Raw genomic sequence first — 15,639 nt, 5'->3', positions numbered from 1 at the left:
CCCCTTTTCACCATCTGTATAGAAGTAAATTTTTAAATCAAATAAATCGGGATTAATAAATGCAACAATCATTTATCCCTTTCGTACAAACAAAATATTCCATTCATGTTTTGTATTCTTTGCAGCTGCTTCTAGTGCCTTCCTTTCTTTTCAAGGTCACCAATTTTCTCTACAAATTTACCAATAGACTTAGGAATAGTTAGCAAAACAAAAAGGAGTAGAAGGAGCATATTTCAACATATCTTTCAAAAACATGCTCCTTGTAATTGATTAGTGTATTCTTTAATTTAAAAGTTTATATCTTCATACGTTTCAATAATATGACCATTTGTCGATTCTATTTGATTAAGTGGATCATGATTTCTTAACTCACCGAAATCAAGACCTGTTAAGTTTTCAATTTTCGAAACGGCTACTTGATATGTTTTATATTCGCCATATGCAAATTCCAGATTATCTATTAAATTTTTTTGCGATTGTAAATAAGCTGTAGCAGATAAATTACCATCTTGCTTAACTATTACAACTACCTTCCAAAACTCTGCTGGTATTTGTACTCCTCGATAAATCAAATCATCACTTCGGAATACTGGTCCAGTAAACACTGTTACTTTAAGGTTAAAGTTTTTAGCATTTTTCAAGATATAATCCTCAAGACCCAACCATGTCTCTTGATTTAATTTTTTATGTTGTGGTGAGGCATTTGTAAAATAGAAAGTATCTTTGTTTGCTTCTTCTGCAGAATTTCCCCACACAGGATCCCTTCTACGAACAAGATGTCCTCTATCAAGATCATTATCTATATATAGTTCATCACCGCACTGATATTTTTTATCAATACGAGGGTCAAAATTCCAGTCATCTTCACGGCCCACATTTTTCAAATTATCCCCATCAATATTAACTACAGTATAGTAAGCTAAACGGCGTTTTTTACTCATAACAATCGAAAAATGTGTATAGTTTAATATTCTTTCTCCATTCTTGAGAAGCGCTATATCTGATTCAAGATCGGGACGTAATTTAGGATGTGAAACTTCATAATTATCACCTAAAAATTTAGTATCATGACCTGTCGAGTATTTGTGCCACTCTAAAGGTAACTCCTCAGAAATTAATTCTCCAGTTGTGTTTTCAACTAATTCCCACGATTTTGAAAAATCGTCAAGTAATTTCTTCTTATCATCACTTAGATTTTGAGACTGATTCATAACAAACTGTACAATACTACTAATTCGTATTCCTTCGTTTGCTATATATTTTGTACTATCTTTTGGATCAGGAACTCCTGAATGATGAAGTGCAATAACCATCCATTCATCATTAAATACAGCTGATCCAGATGAACCTGGCTGTGTATCCGTTTCATAATGAATAAAATCATCAAATATATCTTGAACTTTATTCTCTCTATTCGCTACCATCTTAGGTGCACCTGAAGGATGCTGAATTATTGATACGTGCTCACCAACTAATATCTTTCCTTTATGCGGTAAAAGCGGTAAAAAATCAAAATCACTTAATTTCGCTTCGTCAGCAGATGTTTCTTCTACTGCAACTAATGTAAAATCAAGTTTCTCATCTGTTATAAAAAAACGATTTGGCGCTAAACGAAAATTTTTAATTTCTCTTTCTTTTAAATCTAACCCCAACTCATAATTGAATTGTGCAAGACTAAAAAGCGCAGCATCTTCATCTGCTAAAACATGATTATTTGTAAGGAGTAAAGATGGAGACACAAGAAAACCTGTACCATGTCCGCGAACCCTTCCAATACGATCGCGAACCTCAATTCTACAAACAGACTTAGCAGCTTTAAGTCCTGCTTCAAAGTAAGAGATAGGAAATAAATCATTTCCTTCAATAATGCGCTCTAATGCTAAGCCATCCCGTGGGTTAATAATTGCTTTTCGAAAAGAAGCCCGTTCTGGTTTGCTTACTTCCAATGGATTTTTATGCTGTAATTCACTCTTGAGATGTTCACGTTTGTTTGAGCGTTCAATAAAGCGATTCAGAGCATTTTGTTGTTGTAAAGACATTAATTTCTGATTGAAAATTAAATCATTTTCGAATTGCATATTAGACATGTAGTTAGTCCTCCCAAATATACATTTTTTAATACCATTTGTATGAATATGAGTATCTTTTCTAATACTGTTTAATTTTCTTATAATAATAGTAGTAGCTCACTTCAAAAATATTTAGAAATTAGAAAGGGTACATTTGTTGAATAAATTGCTTATCTTTTTCCGAAAATGTTACTCCTCCAATGACTTCAAAATCTCCAATTGTGTGCTCATTGGGTATCGTATAGAGCATTATTGATGTTGGATCAAATTCTGTGAAACTCGTTATATTTTTATCGTATCGATTAAATATATTGTTATCAACATCTTCTTTTGACCAGTTATTTGGTGGGCCCATATAATACTTATATACAGCTTTTTTATCCCAAGGAATTTTCGCACTCGGATTTTGATGCTCGTGAATACACCCCAGGGCATGTCCAAATTCATGTAATACCACTCTTGAGTATTCAACTTCAGGAGTGTCTGGTTGAAGCCAACCATAGTTCATTGTTGGCTCCTTCTTATCCACTTCCTTACAGGAGGTTCCAATATACGACCAACTACCGTCATTCATGTCAAATGCTATACGTATTTCTGCGTCAGGATTATTTCCAAATTCCAATTTTATATTTGCAAATTCTTCCCATCTTTTTGCATGTTTTTTGACTTTTTCTTTCACTTCAGGAAGACCCTCTAAAAAACACACATTTATTGTTTGGCCTGGTACCCACTTATACTGATCAATAAGACTTATTTCTTTAGAAAAATTAGGTGATATTTTATCAATGCATACTTTAACTGTTTTAGGCACAAAATCTAATCCTTTCTATATCGAAATTAAATGATTATTAACCTGGTTTTCATACTTAAAATAGAGTTTATATAGTAATTTGAGATACATTCTCTTAGTAACTATATATTTCTCTAAAAATTGCTCAATTTATAAAGGATACATCTTCCCTATAAAAATTTTATCTATTTCTGATAAAGAAGTATTCCAACCAATTTCAAAATCACCGATAGTTAATTCATTGGGCACAGGATATTGCATAATAGATTTAGAATCGTGTGGTGTAAATGAAACTCCTTGTGGATTGAGTTTAGCTAATACATTCTGGTCAACCATTTCTTTAGACCAACCACTATTCTCTGCATAATATCGATATACAGCTGGTTTGTCCCAAGGTATATTTGCTCCTGGACTAGCTTGTTCATGTGATATACCTATACAATGACCAAATTCATGCAAAACAACACGAGAAATTTGTGATTCTGAGCTTGCAGGTGTTAAACCGGTTAAGCTCATAGTAGGTTGATTTATAGGAATTCCTAGATTATCAGTGCCTACATAAGACCAGAATCCCTTATGTCGAAATGTAATACGTATTTCTGCATTTGAATCATCACCAAATAAAAATTTAATATTGGCATATCTGCTCCATTCATTAGCATATTTTTTAACTTTTTCTTGTATTACTGTGTTCCCATCAAGAAAACGTACACGTAGAGTTCGGCCACTCTTCCATTTTTTTGCTGTTATTAAAGCCATTTCATTATTATCAATGGCTTCCTTTGGTACTCCATAAGAGTCGGGCGCATTATCCGGATTTTCTTGAATTGCTAAACGAGATGCTTCAATTAATTGATTATCATTTAAGTTCATTTGCACACAATGATCTAGCGCTTCATTATTTGACAAATTCAATCCTCCCAATTATACGATTTAAATTACCTTTTATATTATGAATTAAATAAGAGAATTTTATTCTGAAAAAAATCTATCTATAAGTTTTTATTAAATTCATATACACAATTTATATTAAGATACGAATATATATTAATTTGAATAAAGTTTTATTTGTATATTAATAAAAATAATGATAAATAGTTCTTTTCTACACTTTGAAAAGTTCTACATCTAATTCAGTATGCGACAATAGCATTTCAGTATTAGTTAAAAATTTTTTTTATTGATTCATTCATCTTACAGTTATTTAGTTAAGTTCTCTTACAATTTATAGAGATTTTAAATATCGTTCGGCTGGAGTTTTATAGTACTACCTTGTGTGAAAGATCGAATATATCCGGAATCAAGTATTGTGCTATACAGTGTCGGCTCAGTTCTATTTAGTTCAAAACTAAGCATAAAAGCTTAACTACAAAAAGGCACACCTAAAGGTATGCCTTTTTGTTTAAATTTTTGTACTAACATTTCTTTCTTAGTTATAACATTATGGAGACTAAGTTTAAAGAAAAGGAAATGAAAGGAGTAAGCTACTCGTTCCGTAAATTATTTGTATTTAAAAATAAATTTTATTTACAAGAGCTAATTGTTTAGTTGGCTTGAACTAATTTTAGGCCCTTATAATAAATATTTTATAGCAATTTATAAAATAGGTTTATACAATTAACTTTGTAACCAATTAAGTATTTTTTCTGATACAGCAGGATGATTCAAATATCCATATAATTTATGGGGGTTACATTTCCCTTTCTCATCTACCCAAAATGTGTAGATTTCAGGCTCATCTATAATACTTCTAATAAGATTCCTCTCAAGCATTTGATGAAAATCATCCTTTATGTCACCATCATGTGCTACAAAATCATCTACAGCTCGTATATTAATCCAATTTAAAATGTTAGTTGGGTACATTCCATCATTTGGTTCGTTTGAATCATAGAGACTTTTTTTCACTGCAGGCTCGCCTAATGGATTACCTAATGTCATCCACAATGAAATTTTTTTCTCCCATAAATCTTTATATTCACTCATCCTTGAAAACTTCCATAAAACGTCATAAGAAACCATACATCCCATGCTATGTGATATTAAAGCAATATCATCATTTGCTAATAAAGATTCCCTTAAAATTGGTTGCAAACGTTCACGAATTTGCGAGCCTACTACCCTGCTAGTTAGATAAGAACCTAAATCTGGAAGGAGTTTATTTATTACTTTTTGAGTTATTCCAATTAAAGATAAGAAGGGGCTCGCAATTGTAGCTAAATCATCACCAAATTTTATAATTTCTTGTTTTTCAATTAATCGATCATAATCTTCTTTTGTGTGCTTTTCAAGAGGTCGTTTTATTAGCTTTTGTAAGGGTTTATTGTAAGTATTATCTGGAACATACCAATTATCTGGAATCCAAACGAGTTCTTTTTTTAATTCCGGTCTATTTTCCACCAATATCTGGTTTAAAATATCACCATAGTATACAACGGTTACTTTTACATCACCAACTTCAATTGCTTTTGCCATTTTTTTATTTATTCGCTGGATTCCATTTATTAGAGCGTTATTAACTAAAGTTTGCTTTATAGATTGTTGTGGTTTTGTAGATCTTCCATGAATAATGATTATATGTTTTTTTCTTGTCATAATTATCTTACTCCTGTTGCACAAAGCTATGATGCAAAAGTGCAAAAATTTATTGTTAACTAAAAAACTTTAACTTTAAAATGTTTCTAAATAAAAAGAGGCACATTATATTTATAATGTGCCTCTTTTTATTTTTTATTCAAACTAATATAGCAGATAACTTAAAATCCCCCTACTAAAGAAGAAATTTTATGAAACATGAAGTGGAGATAAAATTATATCTATAGTTGGAGCTATTTTACGATTATTAATTATTTATAATTCTTTAATTGCCATAGAATCTATGTGCCATTTCTTATTAATTATTTCATACACCCCAAAAAAATAATCCATATTTATAATAAACTACAAAAAATAAATTTGAGCAAATGGATAATAGCTTTTTAAAATACCTATATAATCGATACCTTGATCAGCAAGATATTTACTGCCCCATCTACAGAAGTATTCATTTGAATAATCTCTTACCCCACTACTATATACAATTAACATCGGTTCAATACTATAAGGTTTTGCAATGTATTGATTAAAAATCTCATCAACTACATCATCTATTTCTAAGAACGTATTTCTACCATAATTAAAAGATTGATCAAACAAAGAAGAACTACTAATTGTAAACCCTCTTTCAAAATAATGTTCTTTATATATACGATTCAATACAAATGAAGTTATACAAATGACATTTGCCTTTAAAGCTTCTTTCGACCAATTTGGGTATAATTCCGAAGCGCTAACATTTTTTATATATTCCTTAAAATCCACTTTGTATCTTGGAGCATTTTCATAAGGATTCCCATCATGAACTATAATATATTGTGGTATTTGTAGATTATATGCATGCAATGGAATATCTGAAGAATACATAGAGTACTGCTGAAGTTGTCTTTCTAAATGCTGTTTAGTTAATTTATGGTGAGGTACATCAATAATTTCTATTGATTGCAGCTCTCCTGTTCGATTTATAGGAATCATTTCTACTCTTTGTTTAGCTGTAGTCCCCGCAAAGATTTGTACACCTCTAACTATTTTCACACCATAATTAGGTGCTTCAATTGTAAGGATATATTCTGAATAAGGTTTAGGGCCCGAAGGATCTGAAGCATATTCTTTAGGGGGAGCTGATAAAGAAACGACACTTGTTAAACCAATATCATTTGTTTGAAGTGTGGTAATAACTTGACTACTCTCATCTTGCTTACGAATGAATACCTTTGCACCCTTAATTGGTTTATCTGTATTCATTTCATAAACAGACACAATTAACTTACCGCTTGATGCCCGAAAAGTATCCTGAGTATCATAAAAAAATTGTTGATTATTCAAAAATATATTTGGTTGATAACATAACTGCTTTCCTGTATCCCATGGATAAGAGTGATAATCAATCAAAACTATTCGCCCTCCCTCTATAACAATTCATTGTAATCACTCCTTTATGTTTTTATTGCTTTCCATGATTAATAATTAGGATAGTATCCATTTTGATTATAGAATGATTGTGGGTAATGAGATGTAGAGGAATTTGTTATAGAAGGTGTAGAGGAAGGGTTAATAAACAATTGGTTTGTATGTTGAGAAGGTGTGTATGTTTTAATATTTGCACGTGTATTTGTCTGTACTGGAATGGGATTATATTTCAAATCCCTTGTGGTACCTGCAGTATATTGTAATTCTTCAAGTAATCTCCATAGTTCTTTACGCACTACTCCTGTTACAGTAAAACTTTTAATTTTTTGAAATTCCTTTACTGATTTTTCAGTTCCAAGTCCAAAAAATCCATCTATTTCCCCTGTGTAAAAACCATACCTTTTCAATAAACTCTGTATCATTTTTACACTTTCTCCTTGACTACCATTCTGCAAAATCGGGTAAAACCCAGGAAGATTTGTCACATATACATATATATCATTTAGCTTATTCCAAGTTAGCTCATCTACAATTCCATTATCAGGAATTTGAAAATTCCTTTGAAAAATTTTGACTGCATTTACTGTATTTGAATCAAACGTGCCGCTTATTATTATTTCAGGGATATTTGAATATTTTTTTCTTATTTGAAATAAGTATTTCTGAATAGTGCGAACAGGTCCTTTTTGATCTCCTTCCTTTATATTATAACCTGGGAATGATTTGGTTACTTGTATAAAGTCAGCTAAACGGATTTCTACATTTTTATAATAATATTTTAAAATCTCCATATAATTCATCCCTCGTTCTGCAAGGCATGCTGTCCCCCATTGATAAAGCATCCCTGGTCGACTTGCGAATGGACATGGTTGCTTTTTACCAGCACGATATTGCGCAAAAAGCGGTGCGTTTTCACCAGGCTTTGCAATGTATTGTTTAAATACTTCTTCTACCACATCATCAGTTTCTTCAAAAGTATTTCTGCCATGAGTATATTTATGATCAAACTGTGTAATACCTGTGATTGTAAATCCTTTATCTTTATAGTAATTTGTATAAATCCGGTTTAATGTATAGGAAATGACACAAAGTGCATTGGCTATCAATGCATCTTTCTTCCATGTTGGATATACTTCAGAAGCAAGCACATTTTTAATATAATCTTTAAACCTTAGCTTGTATCTTGGAGCAGGCGTATTCGGATGACCATCATGAACGATAACAAATTCCGGTAATACAACATCCACATCTAAGTTTTGTCTTGACTCTTGTTGTTCCTTATGTTCTTGTTGTAGTTCCTGTTGTGATTCTTGCTGAGGATATTGTCCGATTAATGTATGTTCCGGAATATCAATTATTTCAACAGAATCCCGTCCTTCTGTTCCACTAACAGGTATAAGCTCCATTTTTTGAACGGCTGTAACATCAGCAAAAATTTGTGTCCCCCTCAGTATTAAAGGCGCATAACCTGCAGCCTCAATAGATATAGCATATTCTGAATATGGTTTAGAGCCTAAAGGATCTAAAGCGTTCTCTTTAGATGGGGTAGGTAAAGCAACTGTATCAGTTTCACCGAATTCATTCGTATACAAAGTAATAATATCACTTTGGCGGGAAGATAAAATACGTCCTTCCTCTGTCATTTTATAAATAGATACTTTGACACCCTTAATCGGACTTTCTGTATCTTTTTCATATATTTTTGCAAATATCTTTCCACTTGGTTGCCGATAAAAATCTTCCTGACCTTCATCACTCACTCCTGCTACAGGATATGGTGGTTTATAACCTCCTGAAGAATATGGATAAGAATTATACAAATTCACCTCTCCTCTCGATAAATCCTATTTATATTAAAACTCTAGTATATAAAAAAATAAAAAGGCCCTTTATCCATGATATTATGCTCAACTCTATTTTTTGAAATCATATAATTGCCTATTTTCTTTAAAGATTCTCTAGATTTTTTTAAAAATAAGTATGGACTACTCTACTTTTACTTGACCACTTCCTGCTAATCTAACCAAAATCTCCTTCAATCCAAAAGGTTAATCTAGTTATATTTTTATTACATACTATAAAAGTCAAATAACCTTATTTACAAAGATAATTTTATGTAATTCATATTTCTATTTGTCTATTACAAAGAAAGTTATAATTTGAAAATTTCAGTTGATTTATAAAGAGATTTTTTAGAATTACTCCTTTAAAATCTATATTTTATGAGTAGAAAAAACACTTACGAACATTCAAATATAGTAACTTTAATAAAATTGATTTTATTTTTTACGATTAGTACCTGTCATATTAAAGTTCAATTTAACTATAATAAGTAACAGTATTCTAAAATCAAGGGGTGAAATATGGAGAATTTACCCATTCTTAAATTAGGTTCCACAGGCTACTACGTAACCGTACTCCAATTAAATTTAATTGGTTTGGGAGTAAGCTACGAGAAACTTGCTATTACCGGCTTTTTTGATGAAAAAACACATAAATGCACAAAAATTTTCCAAGAGAAAACTAAATTAAAGCCTAATGGGATAGTAGAAGTTAACACATGGAAATCATTATTTGAGAACGTAATATTAATACAAAAGAAGCTACAATCTATAGGGTTTTATTTTGGACAACTTGATGGAGTATTCGGTTTATCAACTACCCAAGCCACACAAGAATACCAAAAAGAGCAAAATTTATACCCTTCTGGAGATATTACACCGAGAACACGCCACAAATTATTTAATCCCAATTCTCAATCTGAATTTTATACTAGCTCTAATCATTTACAATCCTTACATCCATATGTGGAGATGTTAGCTAAAGAATTTCTTCAATTAACAAAAACTAATGGCTTAGATGTTCGAATATATTCAGTGTTTAGGAGTTGGAGTGAACAAGATAGGTTATTTTCTTTAGGCAGGTGGAAACCGGGTGAAAAGGTTACAAACGCTCGAGGCGGGGAATCATATCATAATTGGGGATTAGCCTTTGATGCTGCACCTTATGAAAATAATTCTATACCTTGGAATAACATCAAAAAATTCAAGCAAATGGGGTATATAGGGGAACAACTTGGTCTAACTTGGGGTGGACGCTTTACTACCATAGTTGATTATCCGCATTTCGAATATTCTTTTGGATTAAGTGCTTGGGATCTTCTTAACGGTATTACCCCTCCTATTTTAAATATATAGCTTTTCATATAACTTAAATCACATCAAGATTTTTTCTATTTATAAAGAAAAAACATCTTCTGGAATTGAAAAATCGATTAAGGGACCGTTGGATGACAATAAACTATAGAGGGAAAAATATAATTATATTGAATATAATAATGTATTTTAAATTGCATTTTTAAGGAGGCGATGTCGATGAGAAAATATTTTTATTTGATTGGGCAAAAAAACAAGAGGATAACGTTTCACTAGCCCATAAACTACGTGGTTCCTCTTCAATATTAGAAGGAGAGTATCAAATTGAAGAAAATTTATTTAAAGCCTATTGACAAAAGTAATTGGGAAGAAGCAATTAGACTGTCTGTTAAAGAAGAACAGCAAACATTTATTGCATCCAACCTTTATTCTATCGCAGAAGTTCAATTTCTAGATAATTTCTATGCGTACGGTATTTATTTTGATGAAAAAATGATAGGATTTACTATGTTTGGAATAGATCGTGATGATAATAATTATTGGATTTATAGACTTATGATTGATGAAAAATTTCAAGGGAAAGGTATAGGTAAACAAGCTATATATCTGGTAATTGATGAGATAAGAAGAAATAATAATACAAACATTTCTATAATAATGATTGGATATGCTCCTGAAAACCTTACAGCTAAATTTGTATATAAAAAAGCAGGATTTATTGAAACAAAATTATCTTCTTGGGGTGAACAGTTAGCTCAGTATTCTTTATAAGCACTTGGATTCTCCACGTTGAATATTAGATTTATTAAAGCGGATATTTGTTTTTTATTAAGATGGTTCTAATGTATAAATAACAAAGTAAGAGGAGCCTATAGTGACAGGCCCCTCCTACAAAAAAACTGTAGTATACATGTTATAAATAAATTCATTTTACTAATAATCAATATCCACCATTTTTACCATCAAATTTATACACATTCAAATGATATTTCCCTTTATAGTATTTCCTTCATATTCACCACAAGCTAAGTAATTTTGCATGTTTTATTCATGATAAAACACCCATGTCATTCCAATATTTTATTTACCACGGAGATATCTACTTCTTTTGGAACTGTAACATCAAACGTTTAAACATCTGTTTGATTAGGACTAATCATATTTCCTTTTCCAAGCTTATTAAACCTGAGTATCTTCTCTTCTTCAAGCAATCCACCTGTTTGCGAGTCTTTTTTACATTAACTTTTATTTGTTCTTTACCTTCTTTTCCTCTACTATCTTTAACTGTTCGTTCTACATTATATGTTCTTTTTTCTCCATATCCATAGCTAGGATTGGCTTCTGTACTTGTTCTACCCTCTCTAAAATTCCATAGATAAAAAATAATTTTTCCATTTTCACTTTCTGTACCATCACTATGGAATTGAATTTCTTCATTAGAATCATAGGAAGGATAGCTTATTAGTTATTTAAGTTATATTTTGTAAGTAAGTTCAATTTATAATTATAGTCTTATATACATAAGGATTATTATTAATCCTCTCAATTACTTTAAACGATGGTAACTTATCTAATTCAATGACCATAATATTATTTATCTTTTGAGAAGAACTTTGAATTTTTATAATATTAATTTCATAATCACTGCATAAGGATGTTATAAAAGCGAGAAATTTACAACTATTTTTATTCCTTACTAAAATAGTTGGATTATTTTCTGATATGTTAAAATGAAACCCATTAATTTCTGAAATAAGTATTTTTCCTATATCATTTTTATATGTAACAACTTCTATACTTTCTTTTTCATTAAATAAAGAAATTTTTGCAGTATAAGAATAAGGTGTTTTTGCAAATTCTTCTACAAATTTAATTCCAGTGCTATTACAAATGCTAAAAGGATCTTGTTCTAACATACTTTTTTCTGTAAGATTAAATATCCCTTTCAAAAACGCTATTTGCAATTCATATTTATTTGTAACGTGTTTAAAGCTTCCATAGACTGAAATATTCACTTGTTCTGGTATTAAAATAAATAACTCTCTAACTAACTTACCCATTTCAGTTCCTAAAATTTCAGGTGATAAATTATTAGTTTTTACAAGATCGAACATAGGACAACTCTCCATAATTAACTCCCCCCTTACTTAAAATACCCCATATAAATATGGGGTATTTTAAGTAATAAACTACATGTAATTTTAATATCCTAAAATATCATTTGATTTACAATCAAAATAATTTTATATACAGATATTATACTATTACTTGTTCTTCCTTTAAGAAAGGTATATCGAATGCAATAAATACCTCAGTCAATGCATTTGTTAATTGTATTATTTGTTCTTCAGTGTGATTTGGAGTAATGTTTACCCTAAATCTCTCAGTCCCAATTGGTACAGTTGGTGAATTAATTGGTTGTAAATAAACATTATGTTTCTCAAGTAACTGACGTGCAGCAGCTTTACACTTTGTTGCATCACCAATTAAAACTGGTAATATATGTGTCTCGCTTGAATTCATAATTGGAATTCCCGCTCTTTCAAAAGAATTTCTTAACATTTCTGTTTTTTTATGTAAACCATCTCTTTCTACGTTAGAAACCTTTAAGTGCTCAACACTTGTATAACATGCCGCTACTATAGCTGGTGGTAGTGAAGTCGTAAATATAAAACCTGAGGCAAAAGATCGGATTGCATCAATCATTGGTCCCGAACCCGTAATATAGCCTCCGATAACACCAATTCCCTTAGCCATAGTTCCTTGAATAATATCAACTGAATCTGCAATACCTAGATCAGCAGCTATCCCTGCTCCTCTAGGTCCATACATACCAATTGCATGAACTTCATCAAGGAATGTTAAAGCGTTATACTTCTTAGCAAGTTTAACAATTTCTTCAATTGGTGCAATGTCACCATCCATAGAATAAACTGACTCAAAAACAATTACTTTTGGTCGGCTATATGGTTGTGATGCAAGTAATTGCTCTAAATGTTCTGTATCATTATGCTTAAATATTGTACGCTCTACCTTCGTACTACGTATCCCATTAATTATAGATGCATGATTAAGTTCATCGGAAAAAACAATACAATCTTCAAATAAACGTAGTAAACACTGAAGTGTTGCATCATTTGATCCATATCCTGTCGGGAATACAAGTGCAGATTCTTTACCATGCCATTCAGCTAATGATGACTCCAATTCCTCATATTGGTAATGTGTACCACCAATATTTCTAGAACCACCTGATCCCGCACCATATAAATTGATTGCGTTATGCATGGCTTCAACAACAACTGGATGTTGTGACATTCCTAAGTAATCATTACTGCACCAAACAACTACAGGCTGACTATTTTCTGATCCATTTAATTTAGCTAAAGGATATTGCCCACGAATTCGATTTAATGTAACAAACTCACGATATTGCCCACTTTTTTTCAGTTCTACTAATTTTTCATTTAATATTTTTGTATACATATAGTGCCTCCAATTATAAGTTCTCTAACTATCAATTTAAAGGGGGTAATGTAAAAAAATGTTAATAAAGTTGTGGTGCTCTCTCATTATAGGCATAATACAAACAAAAAACAAACAAAAATTTTAAAAATAAAATTTTTTCGGTAAATTATATTTTTACTCTTCCTATATATATATATTTATATTAAATTTTAAGCTTTAGTTCGATTAGAAATAGTGAAAAGCTTATAAATAGAGTGTTTTTAGCCACTTATTTAACAAGAAAATAGATTTTTTATTTTTTTAATTTATTTCTAAAGAGTTAGAAAATTAATATTGATATAATATTTAAGTCGTGATAATATTTGGCTCGTGAAAACTAATTTTACAAAAAAGGTATTTTTAGGTTATTAAAATTAATAGTTAAAGATCAACTATACTTTCTCAAATTAAGTTTATGATTATTAAAATAATATATCATTATATTTTAATTAAGGGATAATTTTGATGTCTTTAGTCTGGTTATTTTACCCCTAAAAATACAGATCCATCACACAATGAACTTTAGGAGGAATTTTGATTATGCAAGAAAAATTATTGATTCGTAAAGCTACCATTCAAGACACTGAAGAATTAGTGGAATTAAGAAAGATTTTATTATCTGGTGGTGACACACATTATGCAGCAAAAAGTGAAGAAGATAATTTGGCCTGGCAAAATGCTTATCGCGTTTGGATTAAAGAAAATATTTCAAATGAGAATGTACTAATTCAGGTTGGTCAATATGATGAAGATGCAAAAATATGTTCATGTGTTATTGGAATAATTGATTCACGCGCTCCTATGGTAGGTGCACTTAACGGACGAGTTGGCTGGGGACAATCTCTTGTAGTAAGCAAAGATAGACGTGGTCTAGGAATTGCAGAAGCAATGATGGATGCTTTTCATAATTGGTTTAAAGAAAATAATGTTCAAAAAATTGTTGTCCAATCTAGTAAAATGGCCGAAGAGTTCAATAGAAAAAGAGGCTATCTCCAAACTGGGGAACAGTTATTATTTAAAACAATAGAATAGGAGCGTATCAAAATGAAAGTTTTAATTATTGGAATGGGTTTTTCAGGTCAAATGTTTTTAGAAGCTTTCCACAACATCTCACCTCTCTACAATAATGATATTGATATTGCTTATACTTCAAGATCTCAAAAAGATATTGATTTAGTGTATTATCCGACTATCGAATCTGCCTTGGAAGTATTTAAGCCAGATATTTTAGTAATATCCGTTAACGACGAAAATCATGGAGAAGTATTATTTTCAATTCAAAATTTCAATGGATTTGTAATATGTGAAAAGCCTTTTGTTGATCCAAATTTCAAGTTAGAAAATGCAGAGAAACTATTAAAATACACATCGGGCTTTTGTTTAAATATGGTTGCAAGATATTCACAAGCCGCTCGATTATTAAAAGCATATGTAAATGAAAATAATTTAAAATTAGTACGCGCCAACTTCTTATGGGAAAAAAATAGAATTAATGATTATCGACCTACAACAGGAGTTATCAGTGAAATTATACACTCTTTAGATCTTGTTCAATGGATCAACGGTAATTCACCATTACAATTAAGACATATTCAAGGAGTGAAGTCTGATTATTCAATTTCTGGAGATGAAATTTCAGATAGCGTTTCTGTTATGGGTGAAATAAATGGTGCTGTAGTGACAGGATATAGTAGTTTTGTAAACTTATTCAGAAGAAGAGAATTAGATTTTGTTTTTCAGGATGCTAATAATCAATTAATTTTTGCACAACTCTCTTATGACACACCAAACTGGTATGAAGATTCAGTAAAAATTTGGACAGAAACTAGCACACAATCTGAAGAACTGTTATACTTTAATTCCCTTGAACACGAATATAATGGGGATAGAAAAATAGAGCGAATTATAAATGTAGTCAAAGATGTTACTGATTTTGTTATGCTGGAAAAAGAACCTTCTTTTGGTTTTCCAAATCTAAAAGATGCAGTTCGCTTACAGGAATTACTTAATGAAATTGATTCTAAGAAATCGAGCTTTTATAGAGTTAAATATAACAGTTCTGAGAAAAGAGTCTTGCTCAACGAAAATAGTGGATTTGGACGATTAGGATAAA

The 15,639-nt window shown here is 30.8% G+C and carries 12 protein-coding genes and 1 pseudogene; 4 read left to right on the top strand and 9 right to left on the bottom strand.

Going from position 1 to position 15,639, the window contains the following annotated elements; all coding sequences use genetic code 11:
• Nucleotides 1–287: 287 nt before the first annotated feature.
• The 6 genes from ACTFO4_RS22975 to ACTFO4_RS22950 all read right to left on the bottom strand — a co-directional run bounded on the left by ACTFO4_RS22975 (nucleotide 288) and on the right by ACTFO4_RS22950 (nucleotide 8,684).
• Complete coding sequence (locus ACTFO4_RS22975; RefSeq protein ID WP_440014420.1) at nucleotides 288–2,087, bottom strand: DNA/RNA non-specific endonuclease; 1,800 nt, start codon at nucleotides 2,085–2,087, stop codon at nucleotides 288–290.
• Nucleotides 2,088–2,208: 121 nt separating this feature from the next.
• Nucleotides 2,209–2,880 carry a M12 family metallopeptidase gene (locus ACTFO4_RS22970; RefSeq protein ID WP_440014421.1) on the bottom strand — a complete coding sequence of 224 codons (672 nt, stop codon included), beginning with the start codon at nucleotides 2,878–2,880 and terminating at the stop codon, nucleotides 2,209–2,211.
• 129 nt (nucleotides 2,881–3,009) lie between these two features.
• Complete coding sequence (locus ACTFO4_RS22965) at nucleotides 3,010–3,768, bottom strand: M12 family metallopeptidase (RefSeq protein ID WP_000069206.1); 759 nt, start codon at nucleotides 3,766–3,768, stop codon at nucleotides 3,010–3,012.
• A gap of 708 nt (nucleotides 3,769–4,476) precedes the next feature.
• On the bottom strand, nucleotides 4,477–5,454 hold the full coding sequence (locus tag ACTFO4_RS22960) for a hypothetical protein (RefSeq protein ID WP_440014422.1): 978 nt from the start codon (nucleotides 5,452–5,454) through the stop codon (nucleotides 4,477–4,479).
• Nucleotides 5,455–5,799: 345 nt separating this feature from the next.
• The gene (locus ACTFO4_RS22955) at nucleotides 5,800–6,846 is read right to left on the bottom strand and encodes a SpoIID/LytB domain-containing protein (RefSeq protein WP_440014423.1); all 1,047 of its coding nucleotides are present in this window, start codon (nucleotides 6,844–6,846) and stop codon (nucleotides 5,800–5,802) included.
• Nucleotides 6,847–6,914: 68 nt separating this feature from the next.
• Nucleotides 6,915–8,684 (bottom strand): peptidoglycan-binding protein, encoded by a 1,770-nt coding sequence (locus ACTFO4_RS22950; protein WP_440014424.1) that lies wholly within the window; start codon nucleotides 8,682–8,684, stop codon nucleotides 6,915–6,917.
• 543 nt (nucleotides 8,685–9,227) lie between these two features.
• Here ACTFO4_RS22950 and ACTFO4_RS22945 point away from each other — a divergent pair.
• Entirely contained in the window at nucleotides 9,228–10,061 is an 834-nt protein-coding gene (locus tag ACTFO4_RS22945; RefSeq protein ID WP_168455133.1) for a peptidoglycan-binding protein, read from the top strand.
• A 282-nt stretch (nucleotides 10,062–10,343) separates the two neighbouring features.
• On the top strand, nucleotides 10,344–10,790 hold the full coding sequence (locus ACTFO4_RS22940; RefSeq protein ID WP_440014425.1) for a GNAT family N-acetyltransferase: 447 nt from the start codon (nucleotides 10,344–10,346) through the stop codon (nucleotides 10,788–10,790).
• Between the two features lie 169 nt (nucleotides 10,791–10,959).
• On the opposite strand, the pseudogene ACTFO4_RS22935 reads toward ACTFO4_RS22940, so the two are convergent.
• From ACTFO4_RS22935 to hemA, 3 genes and pseudogenes are all read right to left on the bottom strand, one after another.
• A pseudogene (locus ACTFO4_RS22935) lies at nucleotides 10,960–11,457 on the bottom strand (PKD domain-containing protein); the annotation flags it as partial.
• Between the two features lie 55 nt (nucleotides 11,458–11,512).
• A complete protein-coding gene (locus ACTFO4_RS22930) occupies nucleotides 11,513–12,148 on the bottom strand; it encodes a serine dehydratase (protein ID WP_326235560.1) in 636 nt (211 codons plus the stop codon).
• 127 nt (nucleotides 12,149–12,275) lie between these two features.
• Entirely contained in the window at nucleotides 12,276–13,505 is a 1,230-nt protein-coding gene (hemA, locus tag ACTFO4_RS22925) for a 5-aminolevulinate synthase (protein ID WP_440014426.1), read from the bottom strand.
• Between the two features lie 561 nt (nucleotides 13,506–14,066).
• Between hemA and ACTFO4_RS22920 the strand changes: the two genes are divergently transcribed.
• A complete protein-coding gene (locus ACTFO4_RS22920; protein ID WP_001156572.1) occupies nucleotides 14,067–14,558 on the top strand; it encodes a GNAT family N-acetyltransferase in 492 nt (163 codons plus the stop codon).
• 12 nt (nucleotides 14,559–14,570) lie between these two features.
• Nucleotides 14,571–15,638 carry a Gfo/Idh/MocA family oxidoreductase gene (locus tag ACTFO4_RS22915; RefSeq protein ID WP_440014427.1) on the top strand — a complete coding sequence of 356 codons (1,068 nt, stop codon included), beginning with the start codon at nucleotides 14,571–14,573 and terminating at the stop codon, nucleotides 15,636–15,638.
• Nucleotide 15,639 lies beyond the last annotated feature (1 nt).

It is taken from the genome of Bacillus cereus group sp. MYBKT14-1, assembly GCF_051915185.1.
Taxonomy (GTDB): Bacteria; Bacillota; Bacilli; order Bacillales; family Bacillaceae_G; genus Bacillus_A; species Bacillus_A cereus.
The sequence above is the reverse complement of the archived record's forward strand: the minus strand, read 5'-3'. Positions and strand labels throughout refer to the sequence as shown.